Consider the following 20,243-nt stretch of genomic DNA (forward strand, 5'->3'; position numbering starts at 1 on the left):
GAAAATCCTTCGCACGGTGCAGCCCGTCGCGAAACCACCGCAGCGCATATCGATTTCGAGAGGCAGTGCACACGATGACCGATTCCAGCACGACCGACTACGACACTGTCGACTACTTCACCGACCCGTCGCTGGTGCCCGACCCGCACCCGTACTTCGATCACCTGCGCAGCAAGTGCCCCGTTGTGAAGGAACCGAACTACGGCGTCATGGCGATCACCGGGTTCGAGGAGGCCACCACGGTCCTCAAGGACACCGACCTCTTCTCGTCCTGCATCGCGGTTGCGGGCCCGTTCCCGCCGCTGCCGTTCACCCCCGAAGGTTCGGACATCACCGAGCAGATCGCCGCGCACCGCGCACAGATGCCGATGTTCGAGCACATGGTCACCATGGACCCACCGGACCACACCAACGCCCGTTCCCTGCTCAACCGGCTGCTGACGCCGCGGCGGTTGAAGGAGAACGAGGACTTCATGTGGCGGCTGGCCGACCAGTGCCTCGATGACTTCATCGCCGACGGCAAGTGCGAGTTCCTCAGCGCTTACGCCAAGCCCTTCTCCCTACTGGTGATCGCCGACATGCTGGGCGTACCGGAAGAGGACCACGAGGAGTTCCGCACGGTGCTGGGCGCGCCCCGGCCGGGGGCTCAGGTCGGCTCCCTCGATGGCGACCTCGTTGCGAGCAATCCGCTGGAATGGCTCGACGACAAGTTCAGCCGTTACCTCGAAGACCGTCGAAAGGAACCGCGCGACGATGTGCTGACGGCACTCGCCACGGCGAACTACCCGGACGGCTCCGTGCCGCCCATCATCGAGGTCGTCCGGTCAGCGACGTTCCTCTTCGCAGCCGGCCAGGAGACCACCACCAAACTGCTCTCCGCATCACTGCGCGTGCTCGGCGATCGTCCGGACATCCAGCAGGCCCTGCGCGACGACCGCAGCCGCATCCCGACCTTCGTCGAGGAAGCCCTGCGGATGGATGCCCCCGTCAAGAGTCAGTTCCGGCTGGCCAAGAAGGACACCAAGCTCGGCGACATCGACGTACCGGCCGGCACCACACTCATGGTGTGCCCCGGTGCGGTGAACCGCGACCCGGTCCGATTCGAGGATCCACACACCTTCAGCCTCGACCGCAAGAATGTTCGCGAACACATCGCGTTCGGTCGTGGTGTGCACAGCTGCCCCGGTGGCCCGCTGGCCCGTGTCGAGGGCCGGGTGTCGTTGGAGCGGATCCTCGACCGGATGGCCGATATCGGGATCGACGAGACGTTCCACGGCCCGGCCGACGACCGTCGCTACAACTACGAGCCGACCTTCATCCTGCGCGGCCTGACCGACTTGAACATCACGTTCAAGCCGGTGCGCTGACCCGATCGTTCGGACAGACGAATCCGCGGATCTCGTCTCCGCCGTATTTGTTATTCTCCGATTGCGAGAATAACAATCTCGCTGGCGAAGACGAGATTCCGGTTTCGGCACGGTGGGGCGCGATCTCGTTCTATAGTCAGCCGACCAGTGCCGATCCGTGGAGGTGTGCCTGTGAAGTCCAGCTTGATCCGCATGGCGATGAGCGCCGTGCTCGGGTTGGGGACGGCAATCGCCTTGGCACCCCCGTCGCAGGCCATGTTTTTCGGCAACTACAGCCTCAACATGCCCGACCGCAGGGATTTCCACACCTGGTTGTGGTCGGCGATTACGCCGTGTCGCGAGCCTGGGTCCGACGTCAGGCAGAAGGACTGCATCACCATCGTGACCATCCCGCAGCCAGTTGCCAAGGCGGTCTCCAACCGTGGCGACGCAAGGCTGGTCGACGGTCGCTACACCTTGACGATCGATGAATTCTACGGCCTGCGGTGCGGGGACATCTATTACGGGCCCACCATCCCGACCCACGACGTCTACACGTGGGACGCGAACACCCTTGCGGGCGAGATGGTCTCCACGTTCGATGCCGGCTGCGACGGCGCTCCCGGTGGCTCCTTCACCTACCCGTTCACCCTGACGAGGATGTGATCGATGCGCTACCCAACTACCCGAGCCCTGACCATCGCGACAAGCACTGCGCTGGCGGCCGGCGCAATCGCCACCGCCGCACCGGCATTCGCCGACGATCCGGCGCCGCCCGGTCCGCCGCTGCACCATGTGCAGTACACCGTGACCGCCGACGCTCCGTACTGGGCCCACATCTACTACCGCGACAGCGAGCCCGATATCTTCTCGGACTACAGCCACAATCCGTACCAGTTCAGTCCGAGAGCGGATGTGGACATCGCACCGGACAAGCCGTGGGTATTCGATGCCATGCTCGCCGATCCGGACCTGTGGGCCATGGTCCTGGTGCAGAGCGGCGAGTCACCGAACCTTCCGACCCCCGGGTTCAACTGCAAACTGGCGGTCGACGGCGTGGTGGTCAAGACCAATAGCGGCCCCAAGGGCGCGCTGTGCTCGATTCGGAACTGGTAGCCCTCGCGGTTCACCACTGGACGTCAAAATGCCTGAGGGCGACGCGGTCCGCGTCGCCCTCAGGCATTTCTCGAGTGTTCAGATCAGGCGTCGCCGCGGAGCCAACGCGTCTCACCGTTCATCGGCACGCAGCTCAGGAAGAGCCCGTCCGGCGCCTGCGCCACGGAGTTCTGTTCGTTGATGCACAGGCTGTTCTCGTCGCGAATGCCCACCATGGGCGGCGACCGGAACCACCGCGGCTCATAGCGCCGCGGCGACCCGCAGAACAACAGCCTTCCCCACCCGTTGCGGGCGTCGACACCGAACACGAAGTACGAGGTGTTGTCGCACGGAGCGCCGAGCACCGCGTTCGGGTTGATGCCCGGCGTACAAAACGCGTCATTACATGTCTGCGGTCCCGCGTTTGCCTGCGGAGCAGCCAGCATCCCGGCGACAATCATTGAAGCGGTCGCCATCACCGTCACACGCACGTTGCTACTTTCGCATAGCTGGAAATTAAACTCTCAGTTTTGGAGAATATTACTACGACCGATCCGCCGCAGGTCTCCAGGCCAGTGTCGCGATGGGTTGGCCTGGTGAAATCCATCGTGGCGCAGGCATTGATAGTGATATTCTCCGAAACTGAGAACTTGGCTACCGACTGTCAGGTCGGCCAGAAGGAGCGTTCATGTCAGTCTCCCGGGTAAGCGCTGGTGCGGTGGCAATCGCCGCTGCGGCAGTTGTCGGCCTGAGCGGCGCCGCCCCCGCCGCGGCCGGCGAGCAGTGGGGTATCAATGGCACCTTTGCCACGTCGTCCAACGGCGAATGGGCCAAGATCAACGACCGCTACGAGAACCAGCCCTCAACGCGGAGCAACTGGACCATCTCTACCCAGTGCATCTCGCCCACCGAATGCAGCGGCACGGTGAACAGCGACGCGGGCTGGACCGCACCGATCTACACCACGAACGGCCTCTGGTACATCAAGCGGGTCGTGCCCAACTGGCGCTTCTGTGCCGACGGCACACCCGTCGAGGGCATGCAGGTCTACAAGATCTACCCGGTGGGCTTCGACGGCCATGTGGACATGGCCTCAACCGAATACACCGGCGAGGACGTGACGACCGGGCCCAGCGGTTCGTGTGGGCGCAATCAGTGGCCCGCTGTCCGGATGCCGTTCTACATGCGCCCTGCATAGCTGCAGACAGCTCTCAGACCCAAAGCTGAAGGCAGAAAAAAGAACTGGCCCCGGGCTATTGCCCGGGGCCAGTTCTATTGGCACTATCCGCTACGTCGGCATCAGGTCCTGCCACGACTTGGGGGTAGACACCAGATCCGTCTGCTTGTAGAGGTTGCCGTCGCTGCCCATGTACTCCCCGGTGCGCGGGTTGTACTTGGCGATCGCCACCGAGGGCCCCTGGCCGCCGCCGTTGAACGCGCTGGGCGCCACACCAGGCTCTGCGGGCATGGGGAGTTCTGGCGCATCCGGAAATACCCCTTGTCCGTGCGGGACCGGCGGAACCTCGGTCGCCTGAGGCTGGTCCGCCGCGGGCACGGGCACCGCGTTGGGATCGCCTGGCGGCGGCGGTGGCACACCTGGCACCGGAGGCTCCACGTACATCGGCTGCCCCGGTAGCAGCGGGCCCGGACCCGTCCCGGCGAAGTTCGGCGCCGGTTGCGGTTCGGGTGCTGCCCCCGGTGGCGGAGCGGTCACGCCCGGCGGCAGCGGAGTACCCCCGAGCGGCCCGAAGATCTTCTCGTCCGGCAGCACCCTGGTGTCCGGGGGCACACCTTGAGCGATCAGGTTCGGATCGAGCGGGTAGGGACCGAGCGCGTGCTGACGCTGTGCAATCGGCTGGAAACCCTTGGGATCGTTGCACAATTCGACCGTGGGCGCCCGCTTGCCCGGATGCCCCATGCACGGGTAGTTGCGCGCACCCCGGACGCCGATCGGCGAATCCTGCGGCAGCTTGCAGTAGATGTCGTCCGGTGTGTCGATCACGGTCGTGTCCGCCGGAGAGCGCCACGCCGACGGCGGCAGGAAGCCCACCGTGCAGGTCGGCGGATCACCCAGGCCCAGAGAGAAGTCGGCCATCGGCAAACCGCTCGTGTTGTTGGTCGGTGCATACGTCTGCAACTGTGCGACGTACGGCGGCAACAACACCAGCAGCTGCTCGATAGACGGGTTGTAGGTGACCGCGATCTGGCCGAACGTGGTCAGATTCGCCAGGAGGATCGGCAACGTCGGCTTGATCTGGTTGAGCAGCTTGGTGGTCTCCTGGGCGAATCCGGGACCGTTGCGCAGCAGCGACCTGATCTCAGGGTCGTTCTCGGCGACCTGTCCGGTGATGCCGGCCATGGCCGCGGCCCAGGTCCTGATCGAATCCGTGGTCTGAGCCTGTGCATCGAGGAAGGGCTTGGAGTCGTCGATCAATGCCCGCGTCTGATCCACGACCGCGTTGGAATCCCGGGTGATCGTCGACGCCGAGTCCAGCAGCGAACCGAAGTCATAGCCAGTGCCGTTGAATGCGTTGTACGACTCATCCAGAAGCTGGCTCAGCTTGTCCTTCGGGATGGTGTCCACCAGTGCACTGAGCTGGTCCAGCATGGGACCGACCTGCTGCGGGACCTTGGTGTCCGACATCACGATCACCGAGCCGTTGTCCAGGTAGGGCCCAGAGTTGGTGCGCGGCAACAACTCGACGTACTGCTCGCCGACCGCCGACATGCTCCGGACCTCGGCGGCCAGGTCGGCAGGCACCTTCGGAGAGCGGTCGAGGGACAGCGTCGCCTCAGCGCCCTTCTCGGTCAGCTCCACCGAAGTGACCTTGCCGATCTGGGACCCGCGATAGGTCACGTTGCCGAACTGGTACAGACCGCCGGTCGCCGGCAGTTCCATCTTCACCGTGATGCGCCCGACACCGAGCAGCGTCGGCACCTGCATGTACGCGAACAGCATGACGGCCACACCGACGACAGAGGCGACAGTGAACAGAATCAGCTGAGTTCGGATGAAGCGTGTGAGCATTACCCGCCACCCCCTGTCGTCGGTGGAGTAGGTGGCGCCGGTGGGGCAGGCTGGTCAGCTGGAGCCGAACCGCCTTGCTGCGCATAAGGTCCCGCGAACACCGACGTCGACCCGCTGGATGGGGCCACCGGCTGAGGCATGCCACCGGGCATGGTCATCGGCGCCGGAGGCACCACCGGGAGCACCGGACCGGAATAGGTCGGCGCCGGGAGATCCGGTGGGGGCGGCGCTGCCGGCTCCTCCGGGAACGCATCCGGCGGGGGCGGGTTGACCCCGGTCTTGAGCGGGTCATAGGTGTAGTTCAGGTAATTCGGATCCCCAGGCACCGGAACGTTCTGCGCATCTCCCTGCTCCCAGCGAGTCCCCATCAGCAGGCTGCGCTTCAGGTGCGGGATGGTCATGTCGAAGTACGCGAAAAGGTTGTAGTAGTCGCCGCGTATGACCCGGTCCATGAAGCTCTGCGTGAACGGGAAGTGCGGGGCGTATTCGAGCACCTTGGTCAGGTCCGGCCCGACGTTGGCCAGCGCCTTCAGAGCGGGCTCCAGGTTCTTCAGATTCCTGACCAGATCAGCCTGCGACTCGTTGACGAACTGGTTGGCGGTAGCGCTGAAAGTACCGAGCTTCTGCAGTGCGGTGGTGAATCTCGGCCGTTCCTTGATCAACACGTCGAGTGCCGGCGGAATCTTCTCCAGCGCGCGGGTGATGACATCGCGCTGCCCAGCGAAGGTGGAGGCCAACTGGTTCAAGCCCTCGATGGAGGCAATGATGTTGTCGCGCTGGGCATCCAGCGCCCCGACGAACGTGTCCAGCCGGGTGAGCAGGTCACGGAAATCGGTTTCCCGGCCGTTGATCGCGGCGCTGAAATTGTGGATGATGTCGCCCATTTGCCCCAGACCGCCGCCGTTGACCACCGCGGCCAGCGAGGACAGTGTCTGCTCGGTCGTCGGATATGTCGACGAGTTGTTCAGGGCAATCGTCGCTCCCTGCGGGAGTTTTCCGTCGGGAGCCTGGCCGGCGGGCGGGTTGAGCGCCAGATGCATCGAACCCAGAAGGCTGGTCTGCCCGACGCTGGCCACCACGTTTGCCGGTACCACCACATCCGGCTTCACTGAGAATTCGACGTCAGCGTGCCAGTCCTTCACCGAAAGGCTGCGCACGCTACCGACCACGACGTCATTCATCATCACCGGCGAGTTCGGTTCCAGCGTCGCCACATTCGCGATCTCGACGTGATACACGCTGGAGTCGGCACCTCGGCCGACCGCCCCGGGCAGCGGCAACGAGTTGACGCCCTGGAAGGCGCACCCGCTGGCAGTCAGCGCGACGCAGGATCCGGCGGCGATAGTCAGCCGCAGCTGCTTACCCCTGATCATGCTGGTGGAGTCCCTTCTGCTGGTACCGGTGCCGCGGGCGCGGGCGCTTCGGCGGCCAGTGGACCTGGCGCAGGTCCCGGAGCGGGCCCCGGCTGTCCGCCAGTCGGATTGAGCATGTCCGACACCGTGTTCGGCATATTGGGCGGGTAGAACTCGCCACCCGGCAAGAGCTGCTGAGCCCCTGGCGGTGGCACGCCGGGTTCCCGGCCGGTGAACGGCGGAGGGGGCTCGGGGCCGGGGTTGTAGGCCGAGATCGACGGTGGGGTCTCGGGCGGAGTCGGCGACCCACCCTCCGCCCCTGGCATCAGGCTCGGTTCCGAGTACTCGAGCTGCTCGGGGCTGGCCGATGGCATCAGGTACGGCGAAATCGGGAACGGCAGGTAGTTGAAGTTCAGCAGCCGCAGCGCGGGCCCGAGGTACTGCGAGCAGAGTTTCGCAGTCTCCGGTGCGGTGGTGTTCTCGACCGCACCGATGGCCCCGCAGATGAACTCGACCGGGTTGGAGAAGTTGTTCATCACGAACTGGCCGACCGCGCTACCCGAATCGGGGTTGTAGATGTTGTAGCCGTTCATGAACGCGTTGGGCGCGACGTGAAGGAGGTTCTCGATGTTCATCTTGTTGTCGACCAGGTTCTGGGTGACGTTGGCCAGCCGCTGCACCTGCTCGGAGGTCTGATCGCGCGATCCCGCGACGAACCGCTGAACCTCCACGACCGCCACTGACAGGTTCGTCAGCGCCGCATCGAGGTCCGACCGGCTGCCGTCGACGACACTGGTCAGGGTCGCCAACCGGTTCTGGAACTGCACCACCTGCTCGTTGCTGTCCCGCAACGCGGTGACGAACGTCTGCAGGTTCTTGATGATGTCGACGATGTTGCCGCTGCCCTCGGCCAGCACGCGGGCGACGCCGGACAACTGCGAAATCGTCTGGCGCAGTTTGTCGCCGTTGCCGGCCATGGCGTCGGCCGTGCTGTTGATGAACCTGGACACCGACGTCCCGTCGACACCGCTCTGCGGTCCCAGGTCGGTGGAGAGCCGCATCAGCTGCTCCTTGACCTGATCCCACTCCACCGGGACGGCGGTGCGGTCCAGGCCGATCACCGAGTCGTCGGGCAGGGTAGGGCCACTGGACCGGTACGCCGGAGCGAGTTGAACATAGCGCGCGGCAATCAGGTTCTGTGCCACGATCACCGCTTTGGCGTCCGCCGGGATCGGTACATCGTGGTCGACCTTGAGGGTCACGCGGGTCTGGGTGCCCTCCGGCTTGATCGACTCGATCGTGCCGACCTTGACCCCGGACACCCGGACATCGTCGCCCGGGTACACGCCGGTGGCTGAGGTGAACAACGCGGAGATGGTCTTCTGCCCGAAGAAGGTCTGACGCAGCAGCACTGCCGCGCCGACCACCAGCAGCGCCACCAACGCCACCGCAAGCCACTTTCCGAGACGACTGCGGTTCATCAGCGTGAACCTCCGGGAATTCCGTTGTAGGGCAAGGGCAATTCGGCTCGCGGACCGGCGTTGTCCGGCGGCTGACCGGCATTCGTCCCGCGCCGGAACCCGAACGCGTAGTCGAAGAACGGCTGCAGCAACTGCGCGGGCTGCAAGTTGGGAACATAGGCGTTGTAGTACGCCCCGTTGGCCAGAGTTTCCGCCTGAGACAACTGGAACTTGTTCAAGTTCGGCAAGGCCTTGCTGATGTTGTCGCGGTTGCGTTCCAGCATCGCAGTCACGGAGTTGAGCCGCTTGAGCGTCGGCGCCAATTGCGCCTCGTTGTCGGCGACGAGTCCACTCAGCTGTTGCGAGACCGCCGCGGTGTTGGCCAGCAGGTCGACGATGGCCTGACGCCGGTCGTTGAGCACCCCGAGCAGGTCATTCGCGTTGAGGATCAACGTGTTCAGCTGATTGCTGCGCTGCGAGAGCACCACCGTCACATCGCTGGCGCTCTTGAGCAGGCTGGCCAGACTCTCGTTACGGCCATTGATGGATTTCGACAGCCGGCTCAGCCCGTCGAATGTCGGCCCGAGCTTCGGTGCGACCTGGTCGATGGTCGCCGACAGCGTGTCGAGGGACTGATTCAGCGACGCTGTGTCGGTGCCCGCCGAGTTGGTGGTCAAGTCGCTGACCGCGTCGGTCAGCGAATACGGGGACGACGTGCGGGAGGTCGGGATCACGTCGGTGGTGCGCAGTGTGCCTGCACCATCGGATTCCAGCGTCAGCACCCGCTCACCCAGAAGTGAGCCGGTGCGGATGTGCGCAGTGGTCAGCGACCCCAGTGGGTACTTGCCCTCGGTGGTGAAGGTGATCAACGCATCGCCGTTCTGCAGCGAGACATCGGTGACCGCACCGATCTTGATTCCCGACAAGGTCACGTCGTTGCCCGTGGCGATGCCGCCGGCCTCGGTGAACAGTGCCTGGTGACGGACCGAGGAGGCCCACTGCTGCAGCCGTTCGGGCTGTAGCCCGACGGCGATGATGAGCATCATCAGCACGACGCCGATGAAACCTGCCTTGATCAGATTTGATTCGCGGTACTTAAGCATCAGGGCTCCGCACACCTCCCGCCTTCTTGTTTGATCATCGGGAAGTGCGCAGTGCGCCCCTGCAGATCGGTGACACGGATGGAAAGTCCGCAGATGTAGTACATGATCCAGCTGCCGTATGAGCCCAGCCGGGCCAGCTTGCGGAAGTTGTCCGGGGCCTTCTGCAGACCCCGGTCCAGGACGATCTGATGATCGTCGAGCAACGGCGCCAACCGGTTCATCTGATCGACGGTGCCCTTGAGTGGCGGCCGCGCCTCGGTGAGCAGGCTTGCCAGCGAGGCAGTCCCGTTGTCCAACTGGGTGACGGCCGTGCCCAGTGGGTCACGATCCTGCGACAGGCCGCTGATCAACTGTTCGAGGCGGTCCACCGTTCCGTCGAACTTCTTGCCGTCCTTGGCCAGGGTTCCGACCACCGAGTTCAGGTTGTCGATCAGCTGCTGAATGACCTGGTCGTTGTTGGCCAACGTATTCGAGAACGATGAGGTCTTGCTCAACAGCGAATCCAGGGTGTCGCCCTGCCCTTGGAAGATCTGAATCAGCGAGGACGTCAACGCATTGACGTCCTGGGGGTTGAGCCCCTGGATCACCGGGCGCAGGCCACCGAGCAACAGATCGAGATCGAGGGCACTTGCGGTGCGGTCCTTGGGAATCTGTGATCCAGCGGGCAGGAGCTTGGTCGAGCCGGGGCTGTCGATCAGTTCCAGATAGCGGTCCCCGACCAGGTTCAGATAGCGCACCGCAACCTTGGTGCTGGTCGTCAATGCGACGCTGCGATCGGTGTCGAAGTCAACCTTCACCGACTTGTCCGGTTGCAGCGAAACACTTTTCACCGTTCCCACCCGGACCCCGGCGACGCGCACCGAGTCTCCGGCCTCCAGACGCGAGGCGTCACCGAAGACCGCCGAGTAACCCGAGTAGGAACCGCCGCGGTACTCCGAGAACGTCATGAAAAGGAAGGCCGTGAGGACGGCCATGACCACGGCGAAGGACGCGAACTTGATGAATGTGGTTCTGCCGCGTTTCATCCCGGTTGTCCGATCTGTGCGGTGTTACGTGGCGGTCCGTCCAGCGGGCCGAACAGAATCTGCTTGAGACCGTCGGAGTTCAACAGGATGCCCTGGTTGCCGTACTTGAAAGGATTGGCATTGGTGTCGGTGACGAGGTACTTGGCCTTGTTGCCGAATCCGATGTACGGCAGGCCCATGCAGTGTGGACCGCCCTTGGCCGCCACCTTCGGCAGGTTTTGCGGGTAACGGTAGCGCTCGATGCCCAGCGTGAATGCCACGTTGACCACGACACCGGGTTCCATCTGCGGCGGCTGGTTGTAGAGGTACAGCATGCCCTTCAGTCCGCATTCAATTCCGGGTGCGTACTCGTTGAGCAGATCGGTGGTGGGCGCCAACAGGTTCAGCGTGGTGCTGAGCGCCTGCCGGTTGCCACCGATGACCTCGTTGCCGGCGTCGGCCAGCCCGATCGAGCTGACGAGGAAGTTGTCGAGGTTCTGCTGCTCGGCCACGAGGCTGTCGCTGATCCGGTTGGTGTTGTCGACAGTCCTGAGCAGGTCCGGTGCCGCGTCGCCGTAGGCCTTCGACACCGCCGCCATGGCCTCGATGTCCCCGGTCAAATTGGGCAGGCTGGGCTCGATTTTCTCCAACACTGCCTCGAAGTCGGACAGCGACTGCCCCATCGCCTCGCCGCGACCCGAGAACGCCGACGACAATGCGCCGAGCGTCTCGTTGAGTTTTGCCGGGTCGATCTTGTTGAGCACGTTGGTGAGTTGTTGGAAGACCGTGTTCATCTCGACCGTGACATGGTCGCCCTGAAGAACCTGGCCGGGGCGGAGCCGCTCAGCCGATGGGTCGTCCGGCGCGACGAGTTGGACGTACTTGGCGCCGAACACGGTGGTCGAGGCGATGTCGGCCTGGACGTTGCCGGGAATCAGGCGCAGCTGCGACGGATTCATCGCCAGGTGCAGCACGGCCCTGCCGTCGGGGCGGGTCTCGATCGAGCTGACGGTGCCGACCTGCACGCCGCGCATCTTGACCTTGGCGTCCGGGTTCATCACCAGGCCGGCCCGGTCCGAGATCAGAGTGACCGGCTCGGTCTTGATGAAGCTGCCGCGGAACAGCAGGATCGCCAGGGCCACGATCAGGCCCACCGCGACCACGGTCGCCAGGCCGGCGAGCGGCCTCGCGGAGCCCCCCGCGCCGAAGCTGCGTCCGGGGCGTGCTGCCACCGGCGTGGCACTACTTGTGGTTTCGGACCGGTGCGCTGGGCCCGGACCAACATTGCGTGTCAAGTCTTCTCCCTAACCCGACAGGTTGAAGTTGCCGTTGGAGCCGTAGACGGACAGTGACACCAGGAGCGTCACCGAGACCACGACGATCAGCGAGGTTCGTACGGCGTTGCCGACCGCCACCCCGACTCCGGATGGTCCGCCGGAGGCGAAGTAGCCGAAGTAGGTGTGGATCAGCAGGATGGTGATGGCCATCAGGATCGCCTGCAGGAACGACCACAGCAGGTCGATCGGATTCAGGAAGGTGTTGAAGTAGTGGTCGTAGAGGCCGCCGGACTGTCCCAGCAGCACCACGGTCGTGAACTGTGAGGCCAGGAAGGACAGGATCACCGCGATCGCGTACAGCGGCGTGATGGCGATCATCCCGGCCACGATGCGCGTGGACACCAGGTATTCGACCGGCCGGATCGCCATGGCCTCCAACGCATCGATTTCCTCGTTGATGCGCATGGCTCCGAGCTGGGCGGTCACGCCGGCGCCGAAGGTGGCGGCCAGACCGATGCCCGCCACCACCGGCGCAGCGATGCGCACGTTGATGAACGCGGACAAGAAGCCGGTGAGGGCCTCGATACCGATGTTGCCCAGCGACGAGTAGCCCTGGATCGCGAGCACGCCACCGGTGGCCAGGGTCAGGAACCCGACGATCACCACCGTGCCGCCGATCATCGCCAATGTGCCTGCACCCATTGAGATCTCGGCGATCAGCCGGACAAGTTCCTTGCGGTAGTGCATGGCCGCGTGCGGGGTTCCGGCCAGCGCCTTGAGGTAGAACAGCGTGTGATCGCCGATCCGGCTCAAGGTCGATACCGGCTTGTTGAACTGCCGGGTGACCCGCGGATACGTCGACCGCAGGATCGTCATGGTTCCCATTGCGTCCCCTGCCTCAGTTCGCCGTCATGCGGATACCGATGGCCGTGACAACCACGTTGATCACGAACAACGCCATGAAGGCGTACACCACTGTCTCGTTCACCGCGTTGCCGACGGCCTTGGCGCCGCCGCCGCTGATCGTCAGCCCGCGGTAGCAGGCCACCAGGCCCGCGATCAGCCCGAACAGTGCGGCCTTGACGCAGGAGATGATCACCTCCGGCACACCCGTCAGCAGCGTGATCCCGGCCGCGAACGCACCGGGGTTCACGTCCTGGATGAAAACCGAGAACACGTAGCCGCCGAGGATGCCGATGATCACCACCAGGCTGTTGAGCAATAAGGCAACCAGCCCTGACGCCAGCATCCTGGGGGTCACCAGACGCTGGATCGGGTTGATCCCGAGCACCTCCATGGCGTCGATCTCCTCACGGATCGTGCGTGAGCCCAGATCCGCACACATCGCCGTCGCCCCGGCACCGGCCACGATGAGCACCGTGACCATCGGCCCCAGCTGGGTCACCGCGCCGAAGGCCGCGCCGGCCCCCGAAAGGTCCGCGGCGCCCAGCTCGCGCAAGAGGATGTTGAGGGTGAAGCTCACCAGCACGGTGAACGGGATCGCGACCAGCAACGTCGGCGCCATCGACACCCGCGCCACGAACCAGCACTGCTCCAGAAACTCCCGCCCCTGGAAGGGCCGCTTGAATACGAACCGGATCGCGTCCAGCGACATCGCGAACAATGCCCCGACCGCCTGCATCGGGCCCGACAGGCTGCGTAGCGATACTCCGGTTGACCATTTATCCGCCATGCGTCAGTGGTCCCTCCAGGCCGATGACTGCCGCCCCCGCAGTCGGTGCGCCGATGTTAAGTGCTTGCCGACGCAGTTGCACGGACCGGGCAGCGACGGACTGTGCGGGCTTCGGCCCGATCCGGGTCATGCCGCAACCTCCGTCCCAGAACATGCCAACCGGCCGGTCGGGTGCCCGGTGTTATCCGAGACCGACTGAGGTGCAATGCCTTTCATCTGTACATCCATTCGTGAACCAGCTGGCTCGACAATGACCGGCAAATGCGGGGTGCGCTCTGGCATCTGACGCACCTCCTACTTCCGTTGGGTTTCTTGACTTCACCGGCTCCACCGGCGAAGCCGAACAGACTCGTCCCCATGACCGCCCCCCGAGGGCCTGATGCTATCCGACTCGAGATCTGTCGCGAGGGCAAATAACTCAGAACTTGCTCGGCTGGTTGACAATTGGGGCGGCTACCTTCACCGGCCGACACCGCATTCCCGTGCTTGCCGTGAGCCGCCGGAGGGGCAGCGCACGACAGACGGGTTCCGGTGGAGGCGTCGAAGGGCATGGTGACGGTGGCCTAGGTGACTGCGCCGGCGGTCTTGAGCTCGATGATGCGATCCCAGTCCAGACCCAGTTCCTGCAGAATGTCGTCGGTTTGTTCGGCGAAACCCGGTGCTGGTCCGGTGCTCGGCGCCGCGACGTCGAATTGCACTGGGTTGGCCACCAACTCGAGTTCACCCGCCTGCACGATGTACTCGTTGGCCCGGATCTGGGAGTCCTTGGCGGCCTGCAGGGTGTCCTGGACGGGAGCCCACGGGCCTGCCAGCGTGGCGAATCGCTCGCTCCACTCTGGCAAAGTCCGCTTCTTCATCGCCTCGGTGAGGATCTCGACCGCGTCGGGCGTGTTCTCCGCGAACGATTCGGCGGTGGCGAACCTCGGATCGTCGATGTACTGCTCCAGGTCCATGTGCCGGCAGACGTCGGCCCAGAACTTGGTCGGCTGCATCATGACGAAGGAGATGTAGCGGTCGTCCGCTGTCTCGTACAGCCCGACCAGTGGGTTGATCGGCGAGCCGTGTACCCCGGGCGGTGGAGTCACCATCAGTTGGTTCAGATGCTGGGTCAGCGCCACGGTGTGGCCCATCGACCACAGCCCGCTGCCCAGCAGTGACACGTCGACGATCGACGGCTCACCGGTGCGCTCTCGCTTGAGCAGTGCCGCGGCGATCCCGCCTGCCAGGTTGGTACCCGAGATGGTGTCACCGTAGGCCGGCCCCGGCGGCGCGATCATTCCCGCCATCCCGGCCGGGGTGATCGTCGCGGCCGTACCGGCGCGGCACCAGAAGGCGGTCATGTCGTAACCACCTTTGACCGCTTCTTCGCCGCGCGGACCAAGAGCACTGCCGCGGGCATAGATGATGTCGGGGTTCACCGCGCGGATGTCGTCGACGTCGATGCCGAACTTCTGCCGGTGCCCCGGCAGGAAGCTCGTGAGGAACACATCGGCCTTCTTCGCCAGTTCGAGCAACACCTCTTTGCCCTCCGGGACCGACATGTCGAGCCCGATGCTGCGCTTGCCGCGGTTGGCGTGCTCGATGTTCGGGTTCGGGTCGCCCTCGACGCGCAGCGGCCCGGTCTGGCGCAGGCCGCGCTGCGGGTCGCCGGTGACGGCGTGCTCGACCTTGATGACGTCGGCACCCCACTCCCCCAGCACCGCGCCGGCCGACGGGACGAAGCCGTACATCGCGACCTCGAGGACGCGGATGCCCTCAAGGGGTCCAGCGGCGGTCACGACAGCACCCGGGCGAACGTCTTGGCTTCCATGAACTCCTCGAGTCCTGCCGTGCCCATCTCCCGGCCGATACCGGACTGCTTGTATCCGCCGAACGGACTGTCGGGACTGAAGTAGTTGCCGCCGTTGATGGAGAACGTGCCGGTACGGATCCGTCGAGCCACCGCCAACGCCCGGTCCTCGCTGCCGAACACGGCACCGGACAGCCCGTAGATCGAGTTGTTCGCGATCCGCACGGCCTCGTCGTCGTCTTCGTAGGCGATCACCGCGAGCACCGGTCCGAAGACCTCTTCCTGGGCGATCTCACTGTCCGGATCGACATCGGCCAGCAGCGTCGGGGTATAGAAGTAGCCGGGGTCGACCTTCTGGCCACCGGTGACGAGGGTCGCCCCGGCCTCGACCGCGCGCTTGACCATGCCGTCGACCTTGTCGCGCTGCTTCTCACTGATCAGTGGACCCATGTAGGTCTTGGGGTCGGTCGGATCGCCGTACCGAACCAGGCCGAAGTTGTTCTTGATCAACTCGACGATCTCGTCCTTGTGCTTGGCCGGCACCAGCAGCCGTGAGGTCAGCGCGCAGCCCTGACCGGCGTGGGTGACCATGCTGAAGGCCGAGAACATGGCGGCGGTGTTGAAGTCTGCATCGTCGAGGACGATCGCCGCCGACTTGCCACCGAGCTCCAGGAACACCTTCTTCAGGGTCTCGCTGGCCGCGGCCATGATGCGTCGGCCGGTCGGCGTGGAGCCGGTGAAGGTGACCATGTCGACGTCGGGACTCGTGGTGAGCACCGCACCAACCTCTGGGTCCGCACCCGAGAGCACGTTGACGACGCCGGCCGGGATGTCGGTGTGGTTGGCGATCAGCTCGCCGAGGGCCAGCGTGACCAACGGCGTGTCCGGAGCGGACTTCAACACCACGGTGCAGCCTGCGGCCAGGGCCGGAGCGAGCTTGGCCAGGGCCAGCTGATTCGGATAGTTGTAGGCGATGATCGCGGCGACGACACCGGCGGCTTCCTTCTCCACCCACCGGTGATGCTGCATGCCGCGGCTCTCGATGTTTCCGAGGTCCTCGGTCAGGGGGTAGGTCTTGAGCAACTCGGCGTAGTACCGCACGATGTCGATGGGCCCGTCCAGCTGGGCACCGGCGCACAGCGCGGCGGTCGCCCCGACCTCGGTGGTCGTGAGTGCGGCGAGTTCGTCCCGGTGCTCGGTCAATGCCTGGTGCAGCTGTTCGAGGCAACGGATCCGCAGTTCGGTGTTGGTGGACCAGTCGGTGTTGTCGAACGCCTGCCTGGCCGCGGTGACCGCAGCCTCGGCGTCGGCGACCGTGGCGTCCGGCGCGTATCCGAACACCTCTCCGGTCGCCGGGTTGACGGAAGGAAACGTCCGCGGCGTCTCGCGCAGCTCTCCGCCGATCAACAACTTCCGGTCAGCCCGCTGTTCTTCCGCGATGGTGGGCGCTTCCTGCATCATCCTCCTCAGGCGATTCCCTACTGTGATGGAAACTGCATTCTCATCACCGGCGAATCATACATTCGCTCGATGAGAACTCAAGTGAAAGATAGATCAGCTAGTCATGCCCTATTCGCTGCGTATCCGGTAGCTACGCGAGCGGCATGCAGGTTGCGCGCGGATCTTGCGGTGTGCGCCGGTCCGAGAGTACGGTTCTCATAATCGGAAGGATGATTCTTGACCGCTGACAAAGTCCGGCACCGGCCGGCGACCGGAGAACTGTCATGAAGAATGCCGTCGTCACCGGAGGAGGTTCAGGCATCGGAGCGGCCATCGCCGCACGTTTGCGTGCGGACGGCCTCAATGTCGCGGTACTCGACCTGCACCCGTCGGACGACGAGTTCGCCCATGTCGCTGACGTGACCGATCGCGCCGCCGTCGACACCGCGCTCAATGCCGTTCGCGCCCAACTCGGCCCGATCTCGGTGCTGGTGAACGCCGCCGGTGTGGACTGCTTCAAACGCTTCACCGATGTGTCCTTCGAGAAGTGGCAGCAGATCATCGACGTCAACCTCAACGGCGTATTCCACTGCATTCAGGCGGTACTGCCCGACATGCTCGAAGCCGGCTGGGGCCGCATCGTCAACATCTCGTCGTCGAGCACGCATTCGGGCCAACCGTTCATGTCCCCCTATGTCGCGGCGAAGTCCGCGGTGAACGGACTGACCAAGAGCCTGGCGCTCGAACTCGGTCCCAGCGGCATCACCGTCAATGCCGTGCCTCCGGGCTTCATCGACACCCCCATGCTGCGCAAGGCAGAAGGCAAGGGCTTCCTCGGCGACACCGAAAAGCAGATCGCCCAGACCCCAGTGCGCCGGATGGGCAAGCCCGAGGACATCGCCGCGGCCTGCGCCTTCTTCGCATCCGAGGAAGCCGGTTACATCACCGGCCAGATCCTCGGCGTCAACGGTGGCCGTAACACCTGACACGCACGGACTCGCACCAAACATCATCAGCGAAAGGACAATTGTGGGAAGCGTAGAAGGCCGGGTGGCCGGGAAAGTCGCATTCATCACCGGCGCGGCACGGGGTCAGGGCCGCAGCCACGCGATCCGGCTCGCCGAAGAGGGCGCCGACATCATCGCCGTCGACATCTGTAAGGACTACGACACCGTCGGCTATGCGATGGCCACGGCAGAAGACCTCGAAGAGACCAGGAACTACGTCGAGAAGACCGGCCGGCGCATCGTCACCGCCCAGGCCGACGTCCGCAACGAGGCCGAGTTGCGGGGAGCGCTGGAGGCAGGGCTCGCCGAGTTCGGCAAGCTCGACATCGTCGTGGCGCAGGCCGGCATCGCAGCCATGAAGGGCGAGCCCGCGATGCAAGCCTGGACCGACGGCATCAACACCAACTTCGTGGGCACCATCAACGCCATCCAGGTGGCGCTGCCGCATCTGAAGGAGGGCGCCTCGATCATTGCGACCGCGTCGGCCGCGGCGCTGATGGATGCGCACAACAAGCCCAACCCGGGCGCCGATCCGGGCGGCATGGGCTACATGGTCTCCAAGCGGCTGATCTCCGAGTACGTCCATTCGCTGGCCACCGAACTGGCGGTGCGCGGCATTCGCGCCAACGTCATCCACCCCACCAACTGCAACACGAACATGCTGCAGAGCGAGCCGATGTACCGCTCGTTCCGGCCGGATCTGGAGAACCCCACCCGCGCCGACGCCGAGCCGGTGTTCGGGGTGCAGCAGGCCATGAAGGTCAACTTCATCGAGCCGGTGGACATCAGCAATGCCGTGCTGTGGCTGGCTTCGGAAGAGTCGCGGTACGTCACCGGCATGCAACTGCGGGTCGACGCCGGCGGCTACCTCAAGTGGTACGACTACCACGTCTGATCCGGCCACCAGTGATTCGAAAGGAGTTGGCGTAGTGAAGGTTTCGGTTGACGGCAGTCGTTGCCAGGGGCACACCCTGTGCTCGATGATCGCGCCGGACTCGTTCGTCCTCGATGACGTCGACGGTCACGCGTCACCGGTTTGCGATGTGGTGCCCTCCGACCAGGAGGACGCGGTTCGCGAGGCTGCGCACTCCTGCCCCGAGCAGGCCATCGTCATCGAAGACTGATGCCGACCCGAATACCTAAGGGAGACAACGCCGTTGAGCACCGATGAGCCGCTTGCGCGAAGAGCGAAAAGCACCGATGAGCCGCTTGCGCGAAGAGAAAAAAGCACTGTGGATGTCACGACCGACGACGACGACCGGAAAAAGAACAAGTACCACTTCGACCGGCACACACCGGAATACCGGCTGCAGTTCGAGAAGATCACCGAAGAGATGCAGTCCCGGTGCCCGATGGCCTGGACCGAGACCTACAACGGTCACTGGGTGGCCGCCGACAGCAAGCACGTTTTCGAACTGGCCCGCTGCCCCGTCGTCTCGAACCATCACGACATCACCGGAGAGACGCCGTATCAGGGAATCACCATCCCGAAGGCCAGTCGTGCGACGGTGGTCCGCGGCGGCATCCTGGAGATGGATGAACCTGAGCACAGTGCCTACCGCGGCGCGCTGAACCCGTATCTGTCACCTGCCGCGATCAAGCGATGGGTGCCGTTCGTCGACGAGATCACCCGCGCGGCACTCGATGAGCACATCGAGTCCGGTGAGATCGACTTCGTCGAGCATCTGGCCAACGTGGTGCCCGCGGTGTTCACCCTGGCCATGATGGGGATCGAGCTCAAGAAGTGGAACGTCTACAGCGAGCCCACCCACGCATCGGTATACACCCCGGAGCACTCCCCCGATCGCGAGAAGATCAACGAGCAGCACCGCGAAATGGGCATCGACATCATCAACAACATGATGGAGATCCGGGAGACCCCGCGGCCCGGGCTGGTCAACGCGATGCTGCAGTTGCGCATCGACGGTGAGCCCGCACCCGACATGGAGATTCTCGGCAATCTCGGCCTGGTCATCGGCGGTGGATTCGACACCACTACCGCACTGACCGCTCATGCCCTGGAGTGGCTGGGGCAGCACCCCGAAGATCGCACCCGGCTGAGTAATGAGCGCGCGACGTTGCTCGACCCGGCCACCGAGGAGTTCCTGCGCTTCTTCACCCCGGCACCCGGCGACGGCCGGACGTTCTCCGAGGACGTCGAGGTGGAGGGTCAGCAGTTCAAGCAGTACGAACGCCTGTGGCTGTCGTGGGCGATGGCCAACCGCGACCCGTCGGTGTTCGAGCAGCCCAATGAGCTCATCATGGATCGGAAGGGCAATCGGCACTTCAGCTTCGGTATCGGTGTACACCGCTGCGTAGGTTCGAACGTGGCCCGCACCGTGTTCAAGTCGATGCTGACCGCCGTGCTGGACCGGATGCCGGATTACGTGTGCGATCCCGAGGGCACCGTGCACTACGACACCATCGGGGTCATCCAGGGCATGCGGAACCTTCCGGCGCGGTTCACCCCGGGCAAGAAACTGGGCCCCGGTCTGGATGAAACCCTGGACAAGCTGCAGCGCATCTGCAACGAGCAGGAGTTGGCCCGGCCGATCACCGAGCGCAAGGAAGCCGCCGTCATCGACTGACGCACTCGTCGCCGTTTTGCGAGAACGCCTTGCGCGTCTGTTGCCTGTTAACCTCGAATGA

Annotated in this window: 19 protein-coding genes; 8 read left to right on the top strand and 11 right to left on the bottom strand. The window is 64.5% G+C overall.

Going from position 1 to position 20,243, the window contains the following annotated elements:
- Positions 1–74: 74 nt before the first annotated feature.
- From QQ25_RS21600 to QQ25_RS21610, 3 genes are all read left to right on the top strand, one after another.
- The gene (locus QQ25_RS21600) at positions 75–1,367 is read left to right on the top strand and encodes a cytochrome P450 (RefSeq protein WP_039380906.1); all 1,293 of its coding nucleotides are present in this window, start codon (positions 75–77) and stop codon (positions 1,365–1,367) included.
- Between the two features lie 171 nt (positions 1,368–1,538).
- Positions 1,539–2,012, top strand: coding sequence for a hypothetical protein (locus QQ25_RS21605; protein ID WP_039380908.1), 474 nt, complete (start codon positions 1,539–1,541; stop codon positions 2,010–2,012).
- A 3-nt stretch (positions 2,013–2,015) separates the two neighbouring features.
- Positions 2,016–2,462: an Rv2576c family protein gene (locus QQ25_RS21610; protein WP_039380909.1), complete on the top strand. Its 447-nt coding sequence runs from the start codon at positions 2,016–2,018 to the stop codon at positions 2,460–2,462.
- Between the two features lie 83 nt (positions 2,463–2,545).
- On the opposite strand, the gene QQ25_RS21615 is transcribed toward QQ25_RS21610, so the two are convergent.
- Complete coding sequence (locus QQ25_RS21615; protein ID WP_234706158.1) at positions 2,546–2,917, bottom strand: hypothetical protein; 372 nt, start codon at positions 2,915–2,917, stop codon at positions 2,546–2,548.
- Positions 2,918–3,129: 212 nt separating this feature from the next.
- Here QQ25_RS21615 and QQ25_RS21620 point away from each other — a divergent pair, with 212 nt between their 5' ends.
- Positions 3,130–3,639 carry an Rv2253/PknI dimerization domain-containing protein gene (locus QQ25_RS21620; RefSeq protein ID WP_039380911.1) on the top strand — a complete coding sequence of 170 codons (510 nt, stop codon included), beginning with the start codon at positions 3,130–3,132 and terminating at the stop codon, positions 3,637–3,639.
- A 90-nt stretch (positions 3,640–3,729) separates the two neighbouring features.
- Here QQ25_RS21620 and QQ25_RS21625 read toward each other — a convergent pair whose 3' ends face one another.
- The 10 genes from QQ25_RS21625 to QQ25_RS21670 form a co-directional block, all read right to left on the bottom strand.
- Positions 3,730–5,469: an MCE family protein gene (locus QQ25_RS21625; RefSeq protein ID WP_039380912.1), complete on the bottom strand. Its 1,740-nt coding sequence runs from the start codon at positions 5,467–5,469 to the stop codon at positions 3,730–3,732.
- Complete coding sequence (locus tag QQ25_RS21630) at positions 5,469–6,842, bottom strand: MCE family protein (protein ID WP_039380914.1); 1,374 nt, start codon at positions 6,840–6,842, stop codon at positions 5,469–5,471. The genes QQ25_RS21625 and QQ25_RS21630 overlap by 1 nt, the downstream gene beginning before the upstream one ends.
- On the bottom strand, positions 6,839–8,302 hold the full coding sequence (locus QQ25_RS21635) for an MCE family protein (RefSeq protein WP_039380915.1): 1,464 nt from the start codon (positions 8,300–8,302) through the stop codon (positions 6,839–6,841). The genes QQ25_RS21630 and QQ25_RS21635 overlap by 4 nt, the downstream gene beginning before the upstream one ends.
- Complete coding sequence (locus QQ25_RS21640; protein ID WP_039380917.1) at positions 8,302–9,384, bottom strand: MCE family protein; 1,083 nt, start codon at positions 9,382–9,384, stop codon at positions 8,302–8,304. Before QQ25_RS21640 ends, QQ25_RS21635 begins: the two co-directional genes overlap by 1 nt.
- Positions 9,384–10,409, bottom strand: coding sequence for an MCE family protein (locus QQ25_RS21645; RefSeq protein WP_039380918.1), 1,026 nt, complete (start codon positions 10,407–10,409; stop codon positions 9,384–9,386). Before QQ25_RS21645 ends, QQ25_RS21640 begins: the two co-directional genes overlap by 1 nt.
- Positions 10,406–11,683, bottom strand: a complete 1,278-nt coding sequence (locus tag QQ25_RS21650; protein WP_039380920.1) for an MCE family protein — start codon at positions 11,681–11,683, stop codon at positions 10,406–10,408. Before QQ25_RS21650 ends, QQ25_RS21645 begins: the two co-directional genes overlap by 4 nt.
- A 9-nt stretch (positions 11,684–11,692) precedes the next feature.
- Positions 11,693–12,550 carry an MlaE family ABC transporter permease gene (locus QQ25_RS21655; protein ID WP_039322597.1) on the bottom strand — a complete coding sequence of 286 codons (858 nt, stop codon included), beginning with the start codon at positions 12,548–12,550 and terminating at the stop codon, positions 11,693–11,695.
- Positions 12,551–12,563: 13 nt separating this feature from the next.
- A complete protein-coding gene (locus tag QQ25_RS21660) occupies positions 12,564–13,358 on the bottom strand; it encodes an MlaE family ABC transporter permease (RefSeq protein ID WP_039322601.1) in 795 nt (264 codons plus the stop codon).
- A gap of 563 nt (positions 13,359–13,921) precedes the next feature.
- Positions 13,922–15,136: a CaiB/BaiF CoA transferase family protein gene (locus tag QQ25_RS21665; protein ID WP_039380922.1), complete on the bottom strand. Its 1,215-nt coding sequence runs from the start codon at positions 15,134–15,136 to the stop codon at positions 13,922–13,924.
- A complete protein-coding gene (locus tag QQ25_RS21670; RefSeq protein WP_039381179.1) occupies positions 15,133–16,605 on the bottom strand; it encodes an aldehyde dehydrogenase family protein in 1,473 nt (490 codons plus the stop codon). Before QQ25_RS21670 ends, QQ25_RS21665 begins: the two co-directional genes overlap by 4 nt.
- 266 nt (positions 16,606–16,871) lie before the next feature.
- Here QQ25_RS21670 and QQ25_RS21675 point away from each other — a divergent pair, with 266 nt between their 5' ends.
- The 4 genes from QQ25_RS21675 to QQ25_RS21690 all read left to right on the top strand — a co-directional run bounded on the left by QQ25_RS21675 (position 16,872) and on the right by QQ25_RS21690 (position 20,182).
- Positions 16,872–17,573, top strand: coding sequence for an SDR family NAD(P)-dependent oxidoreductase (locus QQ25_RS21675; protein WP_039322606.1), 702 nt, complete (start codon positions 16,872–16,874; stop codon positions 17,571–17,573).
- 43 nt (positions 17,574–17,616) lie between these two features.
- Complete coding sequence (locus QQ25_RS21680; RefSeq protein ID WP_039322609.1) at positions 17,617–18,489, top strand: mycofactocin-coupled SDR family oxidoreductase; 873 nt, start codon at positions 17,617–17,619, stop codon at positions 18,487–18,489.
- A 34-nt stretch (positions 18,490–18,523) separates the two neighbouring features.
- Positions 18,524–18,718 carry a ferredoxin gene (locus QQ25_RS21685; protein ID WP_039322612.1) on the top strand — a complete coding sequence of 65 codons (195 nt, stop codon included), beginning with the start codon at positions 18,524–18,526 and terminating at the stop codon, positions 18,716–18,718.
- 108 nt (positions 18,719–18,826) lie between these two features.
- Entirely contained in the window at positions 18,827–20,182 is a 1,356-nt protein-coding gene (locus QQ25_RS21690) for a cytochrome P450 (protein WP_039380923.1), read from the top strand.
- Positions 20,183–20,243: the final 61 nt, after the last annotated feature.

Origin of the sequence: Mycolicibacterium setense, assembly GCF_000805385.1 — a bacterium.
GTDB classification, from domain to species: domain Bacteria; phylum Actinomycetota; class Actinomycetes; order Mycobacteriales; family Mycobacteriaceae; genus Mycobacterium; species Mycobacterium setense.

Coding starts and splice junctions, on each gene's coding strand:
- QQ25_RS21670 (WP_039381179.1), bottom strand. CDS start 16,605: ATGCAGGAAGCGCCCACCATCGCGGAAGAACAGCGGGCTGACCGGAAG.
- QQ25_RS21600 (WP_039380906.1), top strand. CDS start 75: ATGACCGATTCCAGCACGACCGACTACGACACTGTCGACTACTTCACC.
- QQ25_RS21630 (WP_039380914.1), bottom strand. CDS start 6,842: ATGATCAGGGGTAAGCAGCTGCGGCTGACTATCGCCGCCGGATCCTGC.
- QQ25_RS21620 (WP_039380911.1), top strand. CDS start 3,130: ATGTCAGTCTCCCGGGTAAGCGCTGGTGCGGTGGCAATCGCCGCTGCG.
- QQ25_RS21675 (WP_039322606.1), top strand. CDS start 16,872: ATGAAGAATGCCGTCGTCACCGGAGGAGGTTCAGGCATCGGAGCGGCC.
- QQ25_RS21615 (WP_234706158.1), bottom strand. CDS start 2,917: ATGGCGACCGCTTCAATGATTGTCGCCGGGATGCTGGCTGCTCCGCAG.
- QQ25_RS21640 (WP_039380917.1), bottom strand. CDS start 9,384: ATGCTTAAGTACCGCGAATCAAATCTGATCAAGGCAGGTTTCATCGGC.
- QQ25_RS21610 (WP_039380909.1), top strand. CDS start 2,016: ATGCGCTACCCAACTACCCGAGCCCTGACCATCGCGACAAGCACTGCG.
- QQ25_RS21655 (WP_039322597.1), bottom strand. CDS start 12,550: ATGGGAACCATGACGATCCTGCGGTCGACGTATCCGCGGGTCACCCGG.
- QQ25_RS21625 (WP_039380912.1), bottom strand. CDS start 5,469: ATGCTCACACGCTTCATCCGAACTCAGCTGATTCTGTTCACTGTCGCC.
- QQ25_RS21635 (WP_039380915.1), bottom strand. CDS start 8,302: ATGAACCGCAGTCGTCTCGGAAAGTGGCTTGCGGTGGCGTTGGTGGCG.
- QQ25_RS21660 (WP_039322601.1), bottom strand. CDS start 13,358: ATGGCGGATAAATGGTCAACCGGAGTATCGCTACGCAGCCTGTCGGGC.
- QQ25_RS21645 (WP_039380918.1), bottom strand. CDS start 10,409: ATGAAACGCGGCAGAACCACATTCATCAAGTTCGCGTCCTTCGCCGTG.